Raw genomic sequence first — 20015 nt, 5'->3', positions numbered from 1 at the left:
CGGCGCTATGGATTGCTTCGCTGCGCTCGCAATGACGCGGAGCTAGCATGCCTTGCGATCAAGGCATCCTGCGGCCGCTTGCCTAGATGGGCAATTGCCTCGCGTTTATACAAAAAATTGATATAATCCCATCCGGGAGGACGGATGGACCTACATCACCTGCGCTGCTTCGTGGCCGCGGCCGAGGAATTGCATTTCGGCAGGGCGGCGCAACGGCTCGACATGCTGCCGTCGGCGCTTGGGCGCTTCATCCGTTTGCTTGAAGACGATCTCGGCACGCGGCTGATGACGCGCACGACGCGCAGCGTCGCGCTGACCGACGATGGCGCCGTGCTGCTGAAGGAAGCGCGGTCATTGTTGGCGCAGGCCGATACGCTGGCCGGCCGGTTCCGGACGCGCGGCCGCAAGCGGGCTGCGGTCATTCGCGTCGGCGCCATCGACAGCGCCGCCGCAGGGCTGTTGCCGCGGCTGCTCCATGATTTCCGCAAGCGCCGGCCCGACGTCGCCGTGCAACTGGTCGAGGAAAAGACCGTCCGCCTGCTGCCGCGCCTGTTGTCCGGCCGGCTCGACCTCGCCTTCGTGCGCCCGCCGGAGCGGTCCGACAAGCGGCTGGAGTTTCTCTTTCTTCTTCACGAGACCGCCGTCGTCGCGGTTGCCGAGCGTCATCCGCTGGCGGCGCGAAAGCGCGTGAGCATCGCCGATCTCGAGAACCAGCCATTGATCGTGCCCGAACGCCGCTCGCGCCCGCACAGCCATGATCTCACCATGAAACTGTTCGCCGAGGCCGGCTGTGAGGCCCGCGTCGCCCAGATCGCCGACGAAAAGCAGACCATCGTCAATCTGGTCTCCGCCGGATTGGGTGTCGCCATCGTCCCGCGCTGGACCTCGCGAATGGCCACGCGCGGCGTTCGCTTCATCCGCCTTGCAGCCTCCGACATGAACAAGCTGCCGCTGGCGGCCGCCTTCACCCGCGGCACCCGCGATCCGGTGCGCGATGACGTGCTGGAGATGCTGAAAGCCGATTTGCCGCGCTACGCGCGGGAGGCGTAGGCCGGTCCGGGGAAACTGTCCCCGCATATCGCTGGCGCTCATGCGGGCTACGATTTCGGTACAGATTTCGTAGGGTGGGCAGAGGAGCGAAGCGACGTGCCCACCATATATCCGCAAGCGCACTGCTTGATGGTGGGCACGCTTCGCTTTGCCCACCCTACGACTGCGGAGTAGTCCGCGAGGCCGCGCTACGTCTCACCGGAAATCAGATCGAAAAGCTGGTCCCGCAGCCGCACGACGCGGTGGCATTCGGGTTGACCACGCGGAACGAGGCGCCGATCAGATCGTCGACGAAATCGACTTCCGAGCCGGCGAGGAATGGCACCGAGGCTGGATCGACCAGCACCACCGCGCCCTCGCGCGCGATCACCAGATCGTCCGCGGCCTTGTCATGGTCGACGTCGAACTTGTACTGGAAGCCGGAGCAGCCGCCGCCTTCGACGGAGATGCGCAGCATGGCGCCGTCGCCTTCGGTCTTGAGGATTTCGCCGATGCGGCGGGCGGCCCGCTCGCTGACGGTGATGGCAGTGGTCATGGCATGCTCTCCGGCCCGTCATACCCAATTCATTTGGTATGGCAGGCCATACTTGGTATGGCCGGTCATACACTGTATGGCCGGTCAGACATAGTTAAGTGCGTAGTCTCACGGAATCAAATGGATAAGGACTAAAAAATCGTGTCGGTCGGAATGGCTGCCCCCCGCGCGCTTTATGGCTGTGACCCGGATTCCAGCCGCGGCCGGCTGTTTGCGGAGCCGCCGAGCCGGACCCGCAGCCCGTTCCGGCGCGATTGCGACCGGGTGATCCATTCCACCGCCTTCCGCCGCCTCAAGCACAAGACGCAGGTGTTCGTGTTCCATGAGGGCGACCATTACCGCACCCGGCTGACCCATTCGCTGGAAGTGGCGCAGATTGCGCGTGCGCTGGCCCGCCAGCTCGGCCTCGACGAGGACCTTACCGAGACGCTGGCGCTGGCGCACGACCTTGGCCACCCGCCGTTCGGCCATGCCGGCGAGCGGGCGCTGGACAAATGCCTCGCCGCCCATGGCGGTTTCGACCACAACGCGCAGGCGCTGCGGGTGGTGACCTCGCTGGAGCATCGTTACCCCGAATTCGATGGGCTGAACCTGACCTGGGAATCGCTCGAAGGCATCGTCAAGCACAACGGCCCGCTCACCGGGCGGGGCGGGGCCCCGGCCGGCCCATACCGCGAAAGCGGCATTCCGGTCGGCATCGCCGATTTCAATCAAAAATTCGATCTGGAGCTGTGGAGCTACGCTTCGCTGGAGGCGCAGGCCGCGGCCTTCGCCGACGATATCGCCTATGACGCCCACGACATCGACGACGGCCTGCGCGCCGGCCTGTTCGGCGTCGATGATTTGAAGGTCATGCCGCTGACGGCCGCTGTTATCGCCGAGATCGACCGGCATTACCCCAATCTCGACGATGCCAGACGCGGCGCGGAACTGGTGCGCGAGCTGATTTCCTACATGATCGGGGCTGTCATGTCGGAGGCGGGCAGGCGGCTTGCCGCGGCAAAACCGCAATCGGCGCATGACGTGCGCCACCACCATCAGCCGCTGGTCGCCTTTCCGCCCGAGGTCGCGGAGGAGGAAGCCGCGATCAAGGCGTTCCTGAAACAGCACATGTACCGCCACCCCCGCGTCATGCGGGTGATGGGCGAGGCCGAAGGCATCCTGTTCGACCTGTTCGCGCGCTACCAGACCTCCCCGGGCGACCTGCCGTCCGAATGGGTCGAGGGGTCCGAGCGCGAGAGCGAAGGGGAACGCGCCCGCCGGATCGGCAACTTCATCGCCGGAATGACCGACCGTTTCGCCTTAATCGAGCATCAAAGGCTTTTTGACTCGACCCCGGATTTGCGTTAGGCGGCGGCCATGTCCGACAAGCCAGCTTCACAATATCTGTTCGCCGACGCGCTGGCGCGGGTGCAGGCGATCTGCGCCGCGCTCGCGGCCGAGGGCCAGTGGCCCGCCGGCATCGATTTCTCCCGCGTCGTGGTCGAGCCGCCGCGCGATGCCGGCCATGGCGACATGGCGACCAATGCTGCGATGGTGCTGGCCAAGGAAGCCAAGATCAAGCCGCGCGATCTCGCCGACAAGATCGCGGAAAAATTGCGCGCCGACGAGCTGGTCGCCGCCGTCGAGGTCGCCGGACCCGGCTTCATCAATCTCACCTTGAAGCCTCAGGTCTGGGCGGACGAACTGCGCACGATGCTGCGCGAGGCCGCGTCCTACGGCAAAAGCGCGATCGGCCATGGCGCCAAGGTCAACGTCGAATACGTCTCGGCCAATCCGACCGGGCCGATGCATGTCGGCCATTGCCGCGGCGCGGTGTTCGGCGACGCGTTGTGCAGTCTGCTTGATTTTGCCGGCTACGCCGTTACACGCGAATATTACATCAACGACGCCGGCGCGCAGGTCGACGTGCTCGCGCGCTCGGCCTACCTGCGCTACCTCGAAGCGCTAGGCGAGAGTATCGGCGAGATCCCGGAAGGGCTGTATCCGGGGGACTATCTCGCGCCGGTCGGGCTGGCGCTCGCGGCCGAGCATGGCGACAAGCTCAAGGCGATGCCGGAAAGCGCGTGGCTGCCGATCGTGCGCGCCAAGTCGATCGCCATGATGATGGACATGATCAAGGGCGATCTCGCCGCGCTGAATATCAAGCACGAGGTGTTCTTCTCGGAGCGGTCGCTGATCGAGACCGGCAACAACAAGGTCACCGAGACCATCGATTTCCTGCGTGCCAAGGGCGACGTCTATGAGGGCCGCCTGCCGCCGCCGAAGGGCAAGCCGGTCGAGGATTACGAGGACCGCATCCAGACGCTGTTCCGCGCCACCGCCTATGGCGATGATGTCGATCGTCCGCTGATCAAGTCGGATGGGTCCTACACCTATTTCGCTTCAGATATCGCCTATCACAAAAACAAGATTGATCGCGGCTTCCTCGACATGATCAACGTGTTCGGCGCCGATCATGGCGGCTACATCAAGCGCATGCAGGCGGCGGTGAAGGCGGTCAGCTCTGGCAATGCGACGCTGGACATAAAGGTTGTGCAACTCGTTCGCCTGCTGCGCAACGGTGAGCCCGTGAAGATGTCGAAGCGCTCCGGCGATTTCGTCACGTTGCGCGAGGTGGTCGACGAGGTCGGCTCGGATGCCGTGCGGTTCATGATGCTGTTCCGCAAGAACGACGCCGTGCTCGATTTCGACCTCGCAAAGGTGCTCGAACAATCGAAGGACAACCCCGTCTTCTACGTCCAGTACGGGCATGCCCGCGGCCATTCGATCTTCAAGAATGCCCGCGAGGTGGTTCCGGAGCTGCCGGAGGACGATGCCGCCAGGTCCGCCTGGCTGGGTTCCGCCCCTGTGGAGCGGTTGACCGATCCGGCGGAACTCGAGCTCTTGAAACGACTGGCGCTCTACCCCAGAATGCTTGAGTCGGCGGCGGTGGCACATGAGCCCCACCGAATCGCCTTTTATCTATATGATTTGGCCAGTGAATTTCACGCGTTATGGACGAAAGGGCGGGATTTGCCCTATTTACGCTTCATTATGACTAATGATGCAGAGATCACGAGGGCGCGACTGGCGATGGTCCAGGGCGTCGTCTCGGTTCTGGCATCGGGCTTAGCCGTTCTCGGCGTCCACGCTCCGACCGAGATGCGGTAGGCAGGGGCGAAGGCTCCACGGATGGGGGTCCGTGGGGTATCTGGCAGGGGCCACGCTCGTCATGGTTTGTTTGACATGGCGGGTTTGGCGCTGTCCCGAAGGGGATGCATCATCACGATGGCTGATCGATATCAGGACCGACCTTTTCCCTCCGCCGACCAGGCTCGCGGCGAGAGTGATCCGCTTGCGGAGCTCGCAAGGCTGATCGGGCAGAATGATCCGTTGGGGGCCGCCGCCAAGCCTGCGCCGCGCCCGCTGCAGTCGCGAGCCAACGTCCGGCTACCGCAGTATGATGCGCCGGAAGAACTGCCCGACGCTCCTCCGGCGCCACCAGCATGGATGCAGCGTGCGCGCCACGAAACCCCGCTGCCGCCGCCTGTGCCGCCTGTGCCGCTGGAACACCAGGAATACGATGACGAGCCGGATTACGAGCCCACGCCGGTGCATCCGTTGCACCGCTACGCGACGCAGCCGCCGCAGCACGCCGCGGCCCAGCAGCCGCAGTACGCAGCCCGCCAGCAGCCCCCGCAGCTGCCCGAGCAGGACTATTACGAGGAGCCCCAGCAACGATACGCCGAGCAGCCTCAGCAACGATACGCGGAGGAGCCTCAGCAACAATACGCCGACGAGCCGCTGGAAGACCCGTCACGCTATGACGACGCGCTGTATGGGCGGCTGGAAACCGGCGAGCACGACTATCAGCGCGATCCGGCCTATCCGGACGATCCCTATGCCTATCAGGGCGAATACGAGGAAGAGCCCGCGCCGAAGAAGCGCTCCAGCGGCCTGATGACGGTTGCCGCGGTGCTCGCGCTGGCCGTGGTGGGGACCGGGGCTGCCTTTGCCTATCGCACCTTCGTCGGTTCGCCCCGCTCGGGCGAGCCGCCGATCATCAGGGCCGACAACAGCCCGACCAAGGTGGTGCCGGTGGCGTCAGATGCAAACGCGGCCAAAAACCCCGACCGCATGCTTTCGGGCGATGGCGGCGAGAAGCTGGTGTCGCGCGAAGAGACGCCGGTGGACGTCAATTCGAGGTCCGGTGGGCCGCGCGTGGTGTTTCCGCAGCTGAACCAGAACGCCAACCCGCCGCCGGCCTCCAGTGTATCTCCGTCGGCGCCTATGCCTGCGGCCGCCACCGGCACGATGCCGAACAACGAGCCGCGCAGGATCAAGACGCTCGCCGTCAAGGGCGACGCCGACAATGGCGGCATTCCGGCAGGCGCCAATGCGCCGCCGCCGAGGTCCGCGCCGCAGACCCGAAATATCACTGCTGCGCCGGCTCCTGCCGCCGCACCGGCACGCAACCCGGCCTCGGCCAATGCCAGCGCCAATTCGCCGATGTCGCTCGCGCCGCAGGCCTCCGAACCGGAGCCGCAGACCCGCGTGGCCGCAACCAATCCGACGCAGACCGCGCCGGCTGCGGCATCTGACGGTGGCGGCACTTTCCTGGTCTCGGTGACGTCGCAGGACAGCGAAGCCGCCGCCCGGGAGTCATTCCGCGCCGTGCAAGGCAAGTACGCCTCGGTGCTCGGTTCGCGCTCGCCGGTGATCAAGCAGGTGAATCTGGCCGACGGCAAGACCAAGTACCGTGCGATGGTCGGGCCGTACCGGACCCGGCAGGAGGCCGTTGCCTTCTGTACCGAGCTGAAGGCCGCCGGGGGACAGTGCTTTATCCCGTAGAATTATCTGCGGTTTCCTTGACCCGGGTGCCGTGACGGGCCTAATCGGCGCGCATGAGCAGCCGCGCATTCATCACGGGCATATCGGGACTGGAACTTGACGCCGCGGAGCGCGAGTTTATCCGTGGGACGCGGCCATGGGGCTTCATCCTGTTCAAACGCAATATCGAGGCCCCTAGTCAAGTGTCTGCGCTTGTTAGGGAATTGCGGGATTGCCTGGGTGAGGCGGATGCCCCGGTGCTGATCGACCAGGAAGGCGGGCGGGTGGCCCGGCTCGGGCCGCCGCATTGGCCGGTCTATCCACCAGGCGCCACCTTCGGGGCGCTCTACGACCTCGACAAGGCGATGGGGCTGAAGGCTGCGCGGCTCAGCGCGCGTCTGATCGCCGCCGACCTGATCGACCTCGGCGTCAACGTCGATTGCCTGCCGCTGGCGGACGTGCCGGTGGCCGGGGCCGACGCCGTGATTGGCAACCGGGCCTATGGAACCGAGCCGGTGAAGGTCGCGGCGATCGCCCGCGCCGTCACCGAGGGGCTGGAGCAGGGCGGCGTGCTGCCTGTCCTGAAGCACATTCCCGGCCACGGAAGGGCCGCCGCGGATAGCCATTTCCGGCTCCCGACCGTTGATACGCCGCGGGACGAGCTGGAACGAACCGATTTCGCCGCATTTCAACCGCTGGCGGACCTGCCGATGGCGATGACCGCACATGTTGTGTTTAGCGCATTAGACCCCGCCCAACCGGCGACGACTTCTGCGACAATCATCCGGCAGGTGATTCGCGGCGGAATTGGGTTCCAGGGTTTGTTGATGAGTGATGACGTGTCGATGAATGCCCTGGCGGGATCGCTCGCCGAGCGGACCCGCGCCATCGTCAACGCCGGCTGCGACATGGTCCTGCATTGCAACGGCAAGCTCGACGAGATGCGCGACGTGGCGCGCGAGACGCCGGAGCTGGCGGGCGAGGCCCTCGATCGCGCAAGACGGGCGCTGGCCTCGCGAAAAGCGCCTGAGCCATTCGACCGGCAGGCGGCACGGGCTGAACTGGATGCGTTGACGGATCGGGTAGGAACGGCATGACCGCGGAAATTCTATCGTTTGAAACCGGACGGCCCGCCGAAGTCACCGACGGCGAGGCCGCGCTGGTGGTCGACGTCGAGGGCTATGAAGGCCCGCTCGACCTGCTGCTGACGCTGGCGCGGCAGCAGAAGGTCGATCTCGCCAAGATTTCGATCCTGGCGCTGGCCGATCAGTATCTGACGTTCATCGAGGCCGCGCGAAAGATCCGTCTCGAGCTCGCGGCCGACTATCTCGTGATGGCCGCCTGGCTGGCTTACCTGAAATCGCGGCTGCTGCTGCCCGAACCGCCGACGCCGGACGGACCGAGCGCCGAGGAGATGGCAACCGCGCTTGCCAATCGGCTGCGTCGGCTCGAGGCTATCAGAGAAGCCGCCAACCGGCTGATGAACCGGCCGCAGTTCCAGCGCGATATCTTTCCGCGCGGCAATCCGGAATCGATCGCTGAAATCCGTCACCCCAAATTCACGGCAACGCTGTTCGACCTGCTCACCGCCTATTCCGCGCAGCGTCAGCAGCGCGTGCTGGCGACGGTCCACTTGGCCAAGCGCACGGTGTGGTCGCTGGCCGAAGCGCGCGCGTCGCTGGAGCGGCTGGTCGGCATGACCGAGTCGGAAGACTGGAGCTGCCTCGACGATTTCCTGCTCAGCTACGTCGTCGATCCCTCGCAGAAGGCGACGGTGTTCGCGTCGAGCTTCGCCGCAGCGCTCGAATTGGTGCGCGAAGGCGAGATGGAATTGAACCAGAAAGAGGCGTTCGCGCCGCTTTATTTTCGTAAACGTCCGCCGCAGGCAGCGATGCCCGCGCCGGATATGACGGTCGAGTAGTGGAAGGAGACCCAGCCATGGCAAGCCTGGCGGAAAAACGCATGGAAGATGCCGAGGATCATCCCATCGACCAGATTACTGAAGTCGAGGCGCGGCCGGAGGAATTGCGGCTTCTCGAAGCGCTGCTGTTTGCCTCCGCCGAGCCGATCGATCAGGCGGCGCTGGCCAAGCGCATGCCCGACGGCGTCGACGTCAAGGCGGCGCTGGCACAGCTGCAGGCGGAATATGCCCCGCGTGGCGTCAATCTGGTGCGCGTCGCCAACAAATGGACCTTTCGCACCGCAGGCGATCTGTCGTGGCTGATGACGCGCGAAAGCACGGAAACGCGGCGGCTGTCGCGGGCCGCCATCGAGGTGCTCGCGATCATCGCCTACCACCAGCCGGTGACGCGCGCCGAGATCGAGGATATCCGCGGCGTGATCACGTCAAAGGGAACGCTGGACGTGCTCCTGGAAACCGGCTGGATCCGTCCCCGTGGCCGTCGCAAGACGCCGGGCCGGCCGCTGACCTTTGGCACGACGGAAGCGTTCCTGTCGCAGTTCAGCCTGGAAGCGCTTGGCGATCTGCCGGGTCTCGAAGAGTTGAAGGGCACGGGGCTGCTGGACTCGCGGCTTCCTTCCGGCTTCAACGTTCCGACGCCGTCCGACGACGTGGCGCTGCGCGAGGATGAAGACCCGCTGGATGCCGGCGACACCTTGGAACTGTTGCTGGCGCCGGCCGCGGAGCCCGAAGATGAGCCGGAATCTGGTTCCGACGCTTCGCCAACCGTCCCGCCAGACGGGGTTAATGATAGCAATAATACGTAGCCGCGACAGCGATTTGCCGCGGCGTGGGTCCTTGTTTTTGACACCCGCCGGGCCTACCTTCCGCCAAAGCTTGGCCGGTTTCCGGCCGTCTCTTTTTGGAGGGTTGCAGGATGGGTTCGCTTAGCATTTGGCACTGGATCGTCGTGATCGCAGTGGTCCTGCTGTTGTTCGGCCGCGGCAAGATCTCCGACCTGATGGGCGATGTCGCGCAAGGCATCAAGGCCTTCAAGAAGGGCATGCAGGACGACGACAAGACGGCCGCCGACAAGCCTGCCGAACCGGTGAAGACCATCGATCACAATGCGGCGCCAGCACCGACGGCGGCACGGACAGATGTCGGCAGCAAGGCTGTCTGAACCAGGCATTTGGACCGGGCGTCGGTTGAAGGACGCCGGTTGAGAAAAGGCGCGGGCAGCTCCAGATCTTGGCTATGATGGATTGGGGCGCGGACGTCTCGCGCGAGCGGAAGAATTCATGTTCGACATCGGGTGGAGTGAACTGGTCGTCATCGCGGTTGTCGCGCTGATTGCCATCGGCCCGAAAGAGCTGCCGGGCGTGCTGCGCATGGTCGGGCAATGGATGGGCAAGGCGCGCAAGATGGCCGCTGAATTCCAGGGCCAGTTCCAGGAAGCCATGCGCGAGGCCGAAATGGCCGACCTCAAGAAGAGCTTTGACGAGGTCAAGGACGTGGCGACAGGCCTTTCCCCGGCCAACGTCATGACCTCGCTGCAGAAGGACGTCAGCGACGCCATGCAGATCGGCGACATCGACAAGCCTGCCGTCACAGCCAACGACGCCCAGGTAGCGTCCGCGATCGGCGAACCCGTCACGCCGACGACACCGGTCGCGCCTACGCCGGAAACCTTCGTCGAAGCCGAGGCGCATGCGGCGGCGTCCGAGCCGCTTGCGATCACGCGTGAAGCTCAGGCGGCGGCGCAGGATATCGCGCCGGCTTCGCCTGACGTTCTCAAGGACGCCAAAGCGTCATGACCGTCGAGGACATCGAGGCCAGCAAGGCGCCATTGATGGATCACTTGATCGAGCTGCGTTCGCGGCTGATCAAGGCGCTGCTAGGCTTCGGCATTGCTTTCATCTTCTGCTTCTTCTTCGCCAAGCAGATCTACAACGTGCTGGTCTGGCCGTTCGTCTGGGTCGCAGGCGCGGAAAATTCAAAGTTCATCTACACGGCGCTGCTGGAATATTTCCTTACGCAATTGAAGCTCGCGCTGTTCGGCGCCGGCTTCATCTCGTTCCCGATCGTGGCGACGCAGATCTATAAATTCGTGGCGCCCGGGCTCTACAAGCACGAGCGCGGCGCGTTCCTGCCGTATCTGATCGCGACGCCGTTCTTCTTCGTGCTGGGATCGATGCTGGTCTATTTCATCGTGCTGCCGATGCTGGTGCGGTTCTCGCTCGGCATGCAGCAGGTGGGCGGCGGCGAGACAGCTCAGATCCAGCTGCTACCCAAGGTAGGCGAGTATCTGTCGCTGATGATGTCGCTGATCTTTGCCTTCGGCATCGCGTTCCAGTTGCCTGTCATCCTGACGCTTTTGGGGCGGATCGGCATCGTCACCTCGAAGATGCTGCGCGAGAAGCGGCGCTATTTCATCGTCATCGCCTTCGTGATCGCCGCCGTTCTGACGCCGCCCGACGTGATCAGCCAGGCCTCGCTCGCGATCCCGCTGCTGGCGCTCTACGAGGGCGCGATCATTGCGGTCGCCGTCGTGGAAAAGAAGGCCGCCGCGGCCAAGTCCGCGGCCGGCACGCCGCCCTCCGCGAGCCCGCCACCGCCCGAGGCCAATCCAGCGGAGTAGGGCAGCCTTGGCGCCCGATTATCGGCCGTCATTCCCCGCGAAAGCGGGGAATCCAGTACGCCGCGCCCTCTCGATTAAGCACCGATGCTCTGGAATACTGGACCACCCGCTTTCGCGGGGGATGACCGGTGTGGTACTGGGATCGCGCCTTTATCGGCACGATTCAGGAATGGCCCAATGCACGACATCAAATCGATCCGCGACAACCCCCAGGCGTTCGACGCCGGACTGAAGCGCCGCGGGCTGGCGCCGCTGTCGGCTGGGCTGCTGGCGATCGACGAAAAACGCCGGGCGGCGATCCTGGCGTCCGAGCAGGCGCAGGCGCGGCGCAATGCGGCTTCGAAGGAAATCGGCGAGGCCAAGAAGGCCAAGGACGACGCGCGCGCCACCAAGCTGATGGCCGAAGTCGCCGAGCTCAAGACCACGATGCCGGAGCTCGAACTGGCAGCGAAATCCGCCGACGAAGCCTTGGCCAATGAATTGTCTGCGATCCCCAACCTGCCGCTTGATGAGGTGCCTGATGGCGTCGACGAGCACGGTAACGTGCAGCGGCACGTCTACGGCAAGATTCGCGACTACGGCTTTACGCCGAAACCGCACGACGATCTCGGCGGTGCGCTAGGCTATATGGATTTCGAGGCGGCTGCGAAGCTGAGCGGCGCGCGCTTTGTCGTTCTGAAAAAGGGCTTGGCGCGGCTCGAGCGCGCGATCGGGCAGTTCATGCTCGACCTACATACCAACGAGCATGGCTACGCAGAAATCAATCCGCCGTTGCTTGTGCGTAACGACGTGATGTTCGGCACAGGGCAATTGCCGAAATTCGAGGATGACCAGTTCTGGGCCATCAAGGGCGAATTGCTCGCAGCTCCCGGCGAACGGCTGAAGACCGAGCGTCTCGGTCTCATTCCCACCGCCGAAGTCTCGCTGACCAACCTGGTCCGCGAATCCATCGTCGACGAAAAAGAGCTGCCGATGCGGCTGACCGCGTTGACGCCGTGCTTCCGCGCCGAAGCGGGCGCGGCGGGACGCGATACCCGCGGTATGATCCGCCAGCATCAATTTACCAAGGTCGAGCTGGTCTCGATCGCAACGCCTGAGACCAGCCGTGATGAGCATGAGCGCATGCTGTCCTGCGCGGAGGAAGTGCTCAAACGGCTCGACCTGCATTACCGCGTGATGACGCTGTGCGCCGGCGACATGGGTTTCTCCGCGCAAAAAACCTACGACATCGAGGTCTGGATGCCGGGGCAGGGCGAGGGCGGCGCCTATCGTGAAATATCCAGCTGCTCGGTGTGCGGCGATTTCCAGGCGCGGCGGATGGATGCGCGCTCGCGCGGGCCGGACGGGAAGCCGCGCTTTGTACACACGCTGAACGGTTCGGGGACGGCGGTCGGCCGCGCGCTGATTGCGGTGATGGAAACCTATCAACAGCAGGGCGGATCGATCGCGGTGCCCGACGTGTTGCAGCCCTATATGGGCGGGCTCAAGACCATCGAGCGGGACAAATAGCGCAAGGCAAAAATGGCATTGCATCGCGACATCTTTTGGATCGGGAGGCAATGGGCTGTTACCGGCCACGGGATGCAATTGATTGATCAGCGGCTGGAGGGGGCGTTCGATATCGAAGTTATCAGGCTGTGGGACGACGATCTCATCGAGAGCTTGCGTGCCAAGGCGTGGCTCAAGATCGAGGATTTCGACAAGGGGCTGGCGATTGCGCGGACGCGACATCCGCAGCCGTCGGGCGTCGTGCCGCCGGTGCCGGTAACTGCGCAGGTTCCGTTGCGAGAGCCGACCGCGCCGCCTCCGCTTGCCGCGAAACCGGAAGCGCCGAAGCTCGAACCGGCGAGGCCCGAACGTCCTGCTCCTGTCGCGCGTTCCTATGCAGCAGCGGCACCGCCTGCGCCGGAGAGGTTGCCGCCTCTACCCATTGAGCCGCCAAAGCAGGCATCGCCGGACATGCAGATGAAAATCGACGGCGGCGCCAAATTTGCGCGCCCTTGGCGCGTTTGGATGAAGAAAACATGAGGAAATCGGCCGGTTTGCCTCGCCCGCGATAGCCGGATAAGACGACGCCCAAAGGCAACAGCCTGCCTCGACCCGAACCAGAAGGCATTTTGACGGATGCGAATTCTCTGCACCAACGACGACGGCATCCATGCACCGGGGTTGAAAATCGTCGAGGAGATCGCGCGCGGACTATCCGACGACGTCTGGGTCGTGGCGCCGGAGCTCGATCAGTCCGGCGTGTCGCATTCGCTGTCGCTGAACGATCCCTTGCGTCTGCGCGAAGTCGGTCCGCGCCATTTCGCCGTGCGGGGCACGCCGACCGATTGCGTGATCATGGGCTCGCGCCACATCCTCGGCGAAAAGGGACCCGATCTGGTGCTGTCGGGCGTCAACAGGGGCCGCAACGTCGCCGAGGACGTGGTTTATTCCGGTACCATCGCCGGCGCCCTCGAAGGCACGATCCTGGGCATCCCGTCATTCGCGCTGAGCCAGGAGTTTTCCATCGAGACCCGCCACGCGCCGCTGTGGGACACCGCGCTGAAATTCGGCCCCGATATCCTGCGCAAGGTGATCGATGCGGGCGTGCCGAAGAACACGGTGATCAACGTCAATTTTCCCGCCTGCACGCCCGACCAGGTCAAGGGCGTTCGCGTCACACGGCAAGGCAAGCGCAATCTCGGCTTCCTCAAAGTCGACAAGCGCCATGATGGCCGCGGCAATCCCTATTTCTGGATCGGCTTTGAACGCGCCGCGATGATGGATACGCCGGCCGAAGGCACCGATCTTGCGGCGCTTGCGGCCCGCTACGTATCGGTCACGCCGCTGCGGCTCGACCGCACCGATGAAGCGTTTTCGGAAGCGCTGACAGCAACGCTGAAGTGACGCGAAGCGTCATACCCGCGCAGGCGGGTATCCAGTACGCCGCGGCTTCTCGATTCTTTCGCAGGTCTCTGGGATACTGGATCATCCGCCTTCGCGGATGATGACAGCGGAGTCTGTGATCCTTAAACCGTCGCGCTCTTCATCGTCGAGGCGATGACCTGGGCCAACGTTTCCAGCTGGAACGGCTTCTGCAGCGCGGGGCGGTCGCGATATTCCTGGGGCAGGCCGGAGGAGCCGTAACCGGTCGCAAAGATAAACGGGCGGTTGCGCGCCGTGATCAGCTCGGCGACCGGCGTGATCACCTTGCCGTTGACGTTGACGTCGAGAATGGCGATGTCGAATTCGGTCGATTGCGCCAGCTTGACCGCCTCGCCGATTTCGCCGGCCTCGGCGGCCACGCTGTGGCCCAGCTCTTCCAGCATGTCAGCGACCATCATCCGGATCATCACCTCGTCTTCAACGAGGAAAACAGAACAGCCTGGCGGCCGTGTCGCTATCATGAGGGGAATCCTTGCCCTTTCAAGGCTTTGAGGTTCGCAAAAAACACCCCTGGGCGCAACGTCGACATGAACCGGCACGCTTTGAAGCAAAGACTCAGGCGAGGGATTAGCCGTGCCCTAACGTCGGGGGCGCGACAACGGTTCCCCCAGCCGGAACCGAAATCTTGAGGAAATTCTTCCTTAAGTGCACGGACGCTATTACATCTCGCGAGGCCTGAACATTGAATTGGCGGCAGAAGCCCCGCTGCGAGACCGCAATGTCGCAAGAACCGCCCGAGAAGATGATGTTTCAGCTCACCCTGCGGCGGCGGGGGATCAGCGACCAGGCGGTGCTGCGTACCATGGAAGAGGTCCCGCGGGAGGTTTTCGTGGCGGCTGGCGACCGCGGTCATGCCTACCGTGACAGCGCGCTTGGTATCGCCTGCGGGCAGACCATCAGCCAGCCCTTCGTGGTGGCCTACATGACCGAGCAGCTGCAACTGCAAAAGAGCCACAAGGTGCTCGAGATCGGCACCGGCTCCGGTTATCAGGCCGCGGTGCTATCGCGGTTATGCACGCACGTCCTCACCATGGAGCGCTACCGGACGCTGGCGGACACGGCCCGCGACCGGCTCGAAGCGCTCGGATACTACAATATCGAGGTGATGTACGGCGACGGCTTCGACGTGCCAGTGGGCGCCGGCGATTTCGACCGCATCATCGTGACGGCTGCGATGGAGAAAATTCCGGAAAAGCTGCAGGAGCGGCTGTTGCCGCGCGGCATCCTGATCGCACCCGTCGGCCCCCATCACGGCACCCAGACGCTGGTCCGGGTGATCAGGACGGACAGCGGGTTCGAGCGCAAGGAATTGGTCGATGTCCGCTTCGTGCCGGCCCTGCCGGGAATTGCGCGCGAACTGTAGAAACTCGGATTGGCGGTTCCCGCCAACATCTTATTCCAAGGGTTAAGCGCTTATTTACTCGGCACGTGTTTACTCAAAACAGTATTTTGTTGCGTACGAGTGAGTAACCATGTCCCGTGTCGCCGAGTTGCTTCGCTCGCGTCGGGTGCCGCAAGTCGCGGTGCTGGCGCTGATGTCGGTCGGCTTTGCCGGCTGCAGCGCCGATATGCAGACGCGCCTTTCCGATAGCTCATTCTCCAACCCCTTTGCCTCGCAGCCCGAAGCCACCGGTTCGGTGCGCACGCCCGCCGTCGAACGCCGCGAGCAGCCGCAATACGCCCGGCCGCAGGCCTCCGCGCCGCAATTCCAGTCCCAGGCTTTGCCGGCGCCCGCTGTCGCTGCACCGCACGCCTATCCGGCCAGTTCAGGTGGGGTGTCGGGAGGAGGGCGCGGGATTTCGTCCTACGCGCCGCCGACCCGTTCGCCGATCGAGACCACCGCCACGGTACCGCCGCGCTCGGTCGCCGCCGCGCGACCGTCTGCGCAGAACGGCACCACGATCATCGTCGGCACCAGCGACACGCTCGACGGTCTGGCCAAGCGCTACAACGTTTCATCCGCCGCCATCCTGCAGGCCAATGGCTACAAAGGTCCGCGCGTGCTGTCGCCCGGCCAGCAACTGATCATTCCGAAGCAAACCGCAGTGGCTGCGGCCGCACCGGCGCTCGCGCCGGCGGTCAGCAAGCCGGTTGCCGCAGTGGCTGGGCCGGCGAGCGTCCACATCGTCAATCGCGGCGATACGCTGATGAGCATCGCGCGCCGGAACAATGTCCCGGTCGGCGAGCTCGCCAAGGCCAACAATCTCGATCAAACGGCCAAGCTCAGCCTCGGCATGAAGCTCACCGTGCCCGGTTCGAAATCCGCGGCCGCTGCGCCCGTCGCTCAGTCTGTCGCTGTCGCCGTCGCGCCCGCCCAGCCGGTCGCCCCGGTTGCGGCGCCGGCCACCAAAATGGCTTCGGCCGGTGGTCCGCCGCAAAGCGCGCGGCTGGCGTCTGCCACGACCAATGTCGTCGAAGAAAAACCCGTCGTCGAAGCAGCGTCCGTCAAATCAAGCGAAGCCACCGGCGCGCTGCCGACCTTCCGCTGGCCGGTGCGCGGCAAGGTGATCACGAGCTACGGCGCCAAGACCAACGGCAAATCGAATGACGGCATCAACCTGGCGGTGCCGGAAGGCACGCCGGTGAAGGCAGCGGAAGATGGCGTGGTCGCCTATTCCGGCAACGAGCTCAAGGGTTACGGCAATCTGGTTCTGGTGCGGCACTCCAACGGTTACGTCACCGCATATGCCCATGCGAGTGAACTGATGGTGAAGCGCGGGGATACGATCAAGCGCGGCCAGATCATTGCCAAGTCGGGTCAATCGGGCGAGGTGGGGTCGCCGCAGCTCCACTTCGAGATCCGCAAGGGATCATCTCCGGTTGACCCGCTTCAATTTCTGAACGGGGCGTGAGCGCGCGTAGCCCGGATGAAGCGTAGCGAAATCCGGGGCCGGTTCTTTCAACGGCCCAGACTGCCCCCGGATTGCGCTGCGCTTCATCCGGGCTACGCGTTTGCTACGCCTACTTCCCCGAAAGCCTCACGCCGAGCCGACCCGCCAGTTCCTGCGTGAACTGCCAGGCGACGCGGCCCGACCGCGAGCCACGGGTGGTCGACCATTCCAGCGCCTCGCGCTCCAGCGCTTCGTCATCCATCTTGATGCCGTAATGGCCGCAATAGCCACGCACCATCGCCAGATATTCGTCCTGGCTGCAGCGATGGAAGCCGAGCCAGAGACCGAAACGATCCGACAGCGACACCTTTTCCTCGACCGCTTCGCCCGGATTGATCGCGGTCGAGCGTTCGTTCTCGATCATCTCGCGCGCCAAGAGGTGCCGCCGGTTCGAGGTGGCGTAGAGGATGACGTTGTCGGGGCGCCCCTCGATGCCGCCTTCCAGCACCGCCTTGAGCGATTTGTAGGAGGCGTCATTGCCGTCGAAGGAGAGGTCGTCGCAGAACACGATGAAGCGGAAATCGGAGCTGCGTAAGAGATCCATCAGGCCGGGCAGGCTCTCGATGTCCTCGCGGTGGATCTCGATCAGCTTGAGCCGGTCGGCCGGCTTGCGGTCGATGTTGATATTGGCGTGAGTGGCCTTTACCAGCGACGACTTGCCCATACCGCGCGCGCCCCACAGCAGCGCGTTGTTGGCGGGCAGGCCGTCGGCGAAGCGCTCGGTGTTTTCGATCAGGATGTCGCGCATCCGGTCGATGCCTTTGAGCAGGCCAAGGTCGACGCGGCTGACCCGCGGCACCGGCGAAAGCCGTCCGTCCGGATGCCAGACAAAGGCATCCGCAGAGCCGAACGACTCGAGGTTTCCCGACCCCGGGGAGGCCGCCGAAAGGTGGCCGGCGATGGCTTCCAGCGCGGTTGCGATCCGCTCGGCGGCGGCGCCGTTGAGCGTGCTTGCCGGACGTTTTGTCGCGGTTTTCGCTGGTCCTCGCGAGGCGGCCTTGGGGGTGGCGCGAGTCGCTGTTTTCTTGGCTTTTTTCGACATTTTTGCAGTTCCTGACGGCGCAGCCTTAACGGGCCTTGGAAGGTCCCGCAAGCGACCTAAATGAGGGGTCCGGCCACGTTGCAATTGGGCCCGCCGCCGCTATAGTCCGCGCGAATTTGCCCGGACCGGCGATTTGCCCAAGGCGCTAAGCCCAGGCATGGCCGGTTCTTTTCCTTCTCACGAGGATTGTTCGAATGCTGATTACCCCTGCGTACGCCCAGGCTGCGGCCGGCGGCGATGCCAACAGCATGCTGATGTCGTTGCTGCCGTTCGCGCTGATCTTCGTGATCATGTATTTCCTGATTCTGCGCCCGCAGCAGAAGAAGGTGAAGGATCATGCCGAGCTGGTCAAAAACATCCGCCGCGGCGACACGGTCGTCACCTCGGGCGGCCTGGTCGGCAAGGTCACCAAGGTTGTCGACGACGACCAGATCGAGTTCGAGATTTCGGACGGCGTCCGCGTGCGGCAGATGCGGCAGATGATTTCGGGCGTCCGCGCCAAGGGCGAGCCAGCCAAGGAAAAGGCTGAGGCCAAGGACGAGACGTCCGCGAGCTGATTTGCGCGCCGCGTCTCTCGCGGCGTATTTTCCTGGATCTGACGGGTCAACTCGATGTTGTATTTCACGCGGTGGAAGGCGCTGGCGATCATTCTGACCGCGCTTGTGGTCTGCCTGTTCGCGGTTCCGAACTTCTTTCCCCAGGAGCGGGTAAAGACTTGGCCGGTGTGGGCGCAACGCCACATCGTGCTCGGCCTCGACTTGCAGGGCGGCTCCTATCTGCTGCTCGAAGTCGACTCCAACTATGTGAAGAAGAAGAAGCTCGAACAGTTCCGCGATGACGCACGGCGGGTGCTGCGCGACGCTAAGATCGGCTATACCGGCTTGGCCGTCCGCGGCGATGTCGTCGAAGTCCGCGTCAAGGAGAGCGACCAGCAGGCGTCTCTCAGCAAACTGCGAGAGCTGTCGCAGCCGCTCGGCGGCCTAGTCGGCTCGAGCGGCCAGCGTAGCCTGGAGGTTTCCGATGCCGGCGGCGGCCTGATCCGCCTCTCGGTGCCGCAGGCTGCGATTACCGACCTTCTGCGTCGGACCATCGAGCAATCGATTCAGATCGTCGAGCGTCGCGTCAACGAACTCGGTACGGTGGAGCCTCTCATCCAGCGTCAGGGGGCTGACCGCATCCTGGTGCAGGTGCCAGGCCTGCAGGACCCGACGCGCCTGAAGGAATTATTGGGCAAGACCGCCCAGATGGAATTCCGCATGGTCGACACGACCGTGTCGCCGGATCAGGCGCAGCAGGGCAGGGTGCCTGCGGACTCCGAAGTCCTGATGAGCGCGTCGTCGCCGAAGGTGCCCTACGTCATCAAAAAGCAGGTGCTGGTATCCGGCGGCGACCTGACAGATGCGCAGCCCGGCTTCGACCAACGCACGAACGAGCCGATCGTCAACTTCAAGTTCAATAGTTCGGGCTCGCGCAAATTCGCGCAAGCGACGTCGGAGAATGTCGGGGTGCCGTTTGCGATATTGCTCGACAATGAGGTGATTTCTGCGCCCGTGATCCGCGAGCCGATTACTGGCGGACAGGGCCAGATTTCCGGCAGCTTCACCGTTCAGTCGGCCAACGATCTGGCGGTGCTGTTACGCGCTGGCGCGCTGCCGGCGCCGCTGACCGTGGTCGAGGAGCGCACGGTCGGTCCGGGCCTCGGCCAGGACTCGATTGAGAAAGGCGAGCTTGCCGCCTATGTTGGCTCAATCCTGGTCATCGTGTTCATGCTGCTGACCTATCGACTGTTCGGCGTGTTCGCCAACATCGCGGTGGCCATCAACGTCGCGATGATCTTCGGCATCCTGTCACTGCTCAACGCCACGCTGACGTTGCCCGGCATCGCCGGCGTCGTGCTGACGGTCGGCATCGCGGTCGATTCCAACGTGCTGATCTATGAGCGCATCCGCGAAGAGCTGCGCGGCGGACGCAATGCGATCTCGGCGATCGACGCCGGGTTCCGGCGGGCGCTGTCGACGATTCTGGACTCCAACATCACTACCTTCATCGCCGCCGCGGTGCTGTTCTATATCGGCACCGGCCCGGTCCGCGGCTTCGCCGTCACGCTCGGTATCGGCATCATAACCACGGTCTTCACCGCGTTTACTCTCACCAGCCTGATCGTCGCCGGCTGGGTACGGTGGAAGCGGCCGAAGACCGTGCCGATCTAAGGA

The 20015-nt window shown here is 64.2% G+C and carries 20 protein-coding genes; 17 read left to right on the top strand and 3 right to left on the bottom strand.

Annotated elements, in window-relative coordinates; all coding sequences use genetic code 11:
* Positions 1-144 precede the first annotated feature (144 nt).
* Positions 145-1050 (top strand): LysR family transcriptional regulator, encoded by a 906-nt coding sequence (locus ACPPVP_RS24600; protein WP_426525276.1) that lies wholly within the window; start codon positions 145-147, stop codon positions 1048-1050.
* A 205-nt stretch (positions 1051-1255) separates the two neighbouring features.
* Here the strand turns inward: ACPPVP_RS24600 and erpA are convergent, their stop codons facing one another.
* On the bottom strand, positions 1256-1585 hold the full coding sequence (gene erpA, locus ACPPVP_RS24595; RefSeq protein ID WP_426525274.1) for an iron-sulfur cluster insertion protein ErpA: 330 nt from the start codon (positions 1583-1585) through the stop codon (positions 1256-1258).
* Between the two features lie 141 nt (positions 1586-1726).
* Here erpA and ACPPVP_RS24590 point away from each other — a divergent pair, with 141 nt between their 5' ends.
* From ACPPVP_RS24590 to surE, 12 genes are all read left to right on the top strand, one after another.
* Positions 1727-2935, top strand: a complete 1209-nt coding sequence (locus ACPPVP_RS24590) for a deoxyguanosinetriphosphate triphosphohydrolase (protein ID WP_426525272.1) — start codon at positions 1727-1729, stop codon at positions 2933-2935.
* A gap of 9 nt (positions 2936-2944) precedes the next feature.
* Complete coding sequence (argS, locus tag ACPPVP_RS24585; RefSeq protein WP_426525270.1) at positions 2945-4738, top strand: arginine--tRNA ligase; 1794 nt, start codon at positions 2945-2947, stop codon at positions 4736-4738.
* A 117-nt stretch (positions 4739-4855) separates the two neighbouring features.
* Positions 4856-6418, top strand: a complete 1563-nt coding sequence (locus ACPPVP_RS24580) for an SPOR domain-containing protein (RefSeq protein ID WP_426525268.1) — start codon at positions 4856-4858, stop codon at positions 6416-6418.
* Between the two features lie 53 nt (positions 6419-6471).
* Positions 6472-7494, top strand: a complete 1023-nt coding sequence (gene nagZ / locus ACPPVP_RS24575) for a beta-N-acetylhexosaminidase (protein ID WP_426525266.1) — start codon at positions 6472-6474, stop codon at positions 7492-7494.
* Entirely contained in the window at positions 7491-8318 is an 828-nt protein-coding gene (locus ACPPVP_RS24570; protein ID WP_426525264.1) for a segregation and condensation protein A, read from the top strand. The genes nagZ and ACPPVP_RS24570 overlap by 4 nt, the downstream gene beginning before the upstream one ends.
* 17 nt (positions 8319-8335) lie before the next feature.
* Positions 8336-9124, top strand: coding sequence for an SMC-Scp complex subunit ScpB (gene scpB, locus ACPPVP_RS24565; protein ID WP_426525262.1), 789 nt, complete (start codon positions 8336-8338; stop codon positions 9122-9124).
* A gap of 110 nt (positions 9125-9234) precedes the next feature.
* Complete coding sequence (locus ACPPVP_RS24560; RefSeq protein ID WP_426525260.1) at positions 9235-9480, top strand: twin-arginine translocase TatA/TatE family subunit; 246 nt, start codon at positions 9235-9237, stop codon at positions 9478-9480.
* A gap of 118 nt (positions 9481-9598) precedes the next feature.
* Complete coding sequence (tatB, locus tag ACPPVP_RS24555) at positions 9599-10114, top strand: Sec-independent protein translocase protein TatB (protein WP_426525258.1); 516 nt, start codon at positions 9599-9601, stop codon at positions 10112-10114.
* Positions 10111-10938: a twin-arginine translocase subunit TatC gene (tatC, locus tag ACPPVP_RS24550; RefSeq protein ID WP_426525256.1), complete on the top strand. Its 828-nt coding sequence runs from the start codon at positions 10111-10113 to the stop codon at positions 10936-10938. The genes tatB and tatC overlap by 4 nt, the downstream gene beginning before the upstream one ends.
* 177 nt (positions 10939-11115) lie before the next feature.
* Positions 11116-12447, top strand: a complete 1332-nt coding sequence (serS, locus tag ACPPVP_RS24545) for a serine--tRNA ligase (RefSeq protein WP_426525254.1) — start codon at positions 11116-11118, stop codon at positions 12445-12447.
* Positions 12448-12459: 12 nt separating this feature from the next.
* The gene (locus ACPPVP_RS24540) at positions 12460-12966 is read left to right on the top strand and encodes a hypothetical protein (RefSeq protein WP_426525252.1); all 507 of its coding nucleotides are present in this window, start codon (positions 12460-12462) and stop codon (positions 12964-12966) included.
* A gap of 96 nt (positions 12967-13062) precedes the next feature.
* Positions 13063-13830, top strand: a complete 768-nt coding sequence (gene surE, locus ACPPVP_RS24535) for a 5'/3'-nucleotidase SurE (protein WP_426525250.1) — start codon at positions 13063-13065, stop codon at positions 13828-13830.
* A 122-nt stretch (positions 13831-13952) separates the two neighbouring features.
* Here surE and ACPPVP_RS24530 read toward each other — a convergent pair whose 3' ends face one another.
* Entirely contained in the window at positions 13953-14330 is a 378-nt protein-coding gene (locus ACPPVP_RS24530; protein WP_426525248.1) for a response regulator, read from the bottom strand.
* 257 nt (positions 14331-14587) lie between these two features.
* Between ACPPVP_RS24530 and ACPPVP_RS24525 the strand changes: the two genes are divergently transcribed.
* Complete coding sequence (locus tag ACPPVP_RS24525) at positions 14588-15232, top strand: protein-L-isoaspartate(D-aspartate) O-methyltransferase (RefSeq protein ID WP_426525246.1); 645 nt, start codon at positions 14588-14590, stop codon at positions 15230-15232.
* A gap of 109 nt (positions 15233-15341) precedes the next feature.
* Positions 15342-16721, top strand: coding sequence for a peptidoglycan DD-metalloendopeptidase family protein (locus tag ACPPVP_RS24520; RefSeq protein ID WP_426525244.1), 1380 nt, complete (start codon positions 15342-15344; stop codon positions 16719-16721).
* A gap of 109 nt (positions 16722-16830) precedes the next feature.
* Here ACPPVP_RS24520 and ACPPVP_RS24515 read toward each other — a convergent pair whose 3' ends face one another.
* Positions 16831-17802 (bottom strand): ATP-binding protein, encoded by a 972-nt coding sequence (locus ACPPVP_RS24515; protein ID WP_426525240.1) that lies wholly within the window; start codon positions 17800-17802, stop codon positions 16831-16833.
* A gap of 194 nt (positions 17803-17996) precedes the next feature.
* Between ACPPVP_RS24515 and yajC the strand changes: the two genes are divergently transcribed.
* Complete coding sequence (gene yajC, locus ACPPVP_RS24510; RefSeq protein ID WP_426525238.1) at positions 17997-18359, top strand: preprotein translocase subunit YajC; 363 nt, start codon at positions 17997-17999, stop codon at positions 18357-18359.
* A 54-nt stretch (positions 18360-18413) separates the two neighbouring features.
* Entirely contained in the window at positions 18414-20012 is a 1599-nt protein-coding gene (gene secD, locus ACPPVP_RS24505; protein WP_426525236.1) for a protein translocase subunit SecD, read from the top strand.
* Positions 20013-20015 lie beyond the last annotated feature (3 nt).

Origin of the sequence: Bradyrhizobium sp. McL0615, assembly GCF_049993905.1 — a bacterium.
In the GTDB taxonomy this organism is placed as follows: Bacteria; Pseudomonadota; Alphaproteobacteria; order Rhizobiales; family Xanthobacteraceae; genus Bradyrhizobium.
This window is presented reverse-complemented; position numbering and strand designations above follow the sequence as displayed.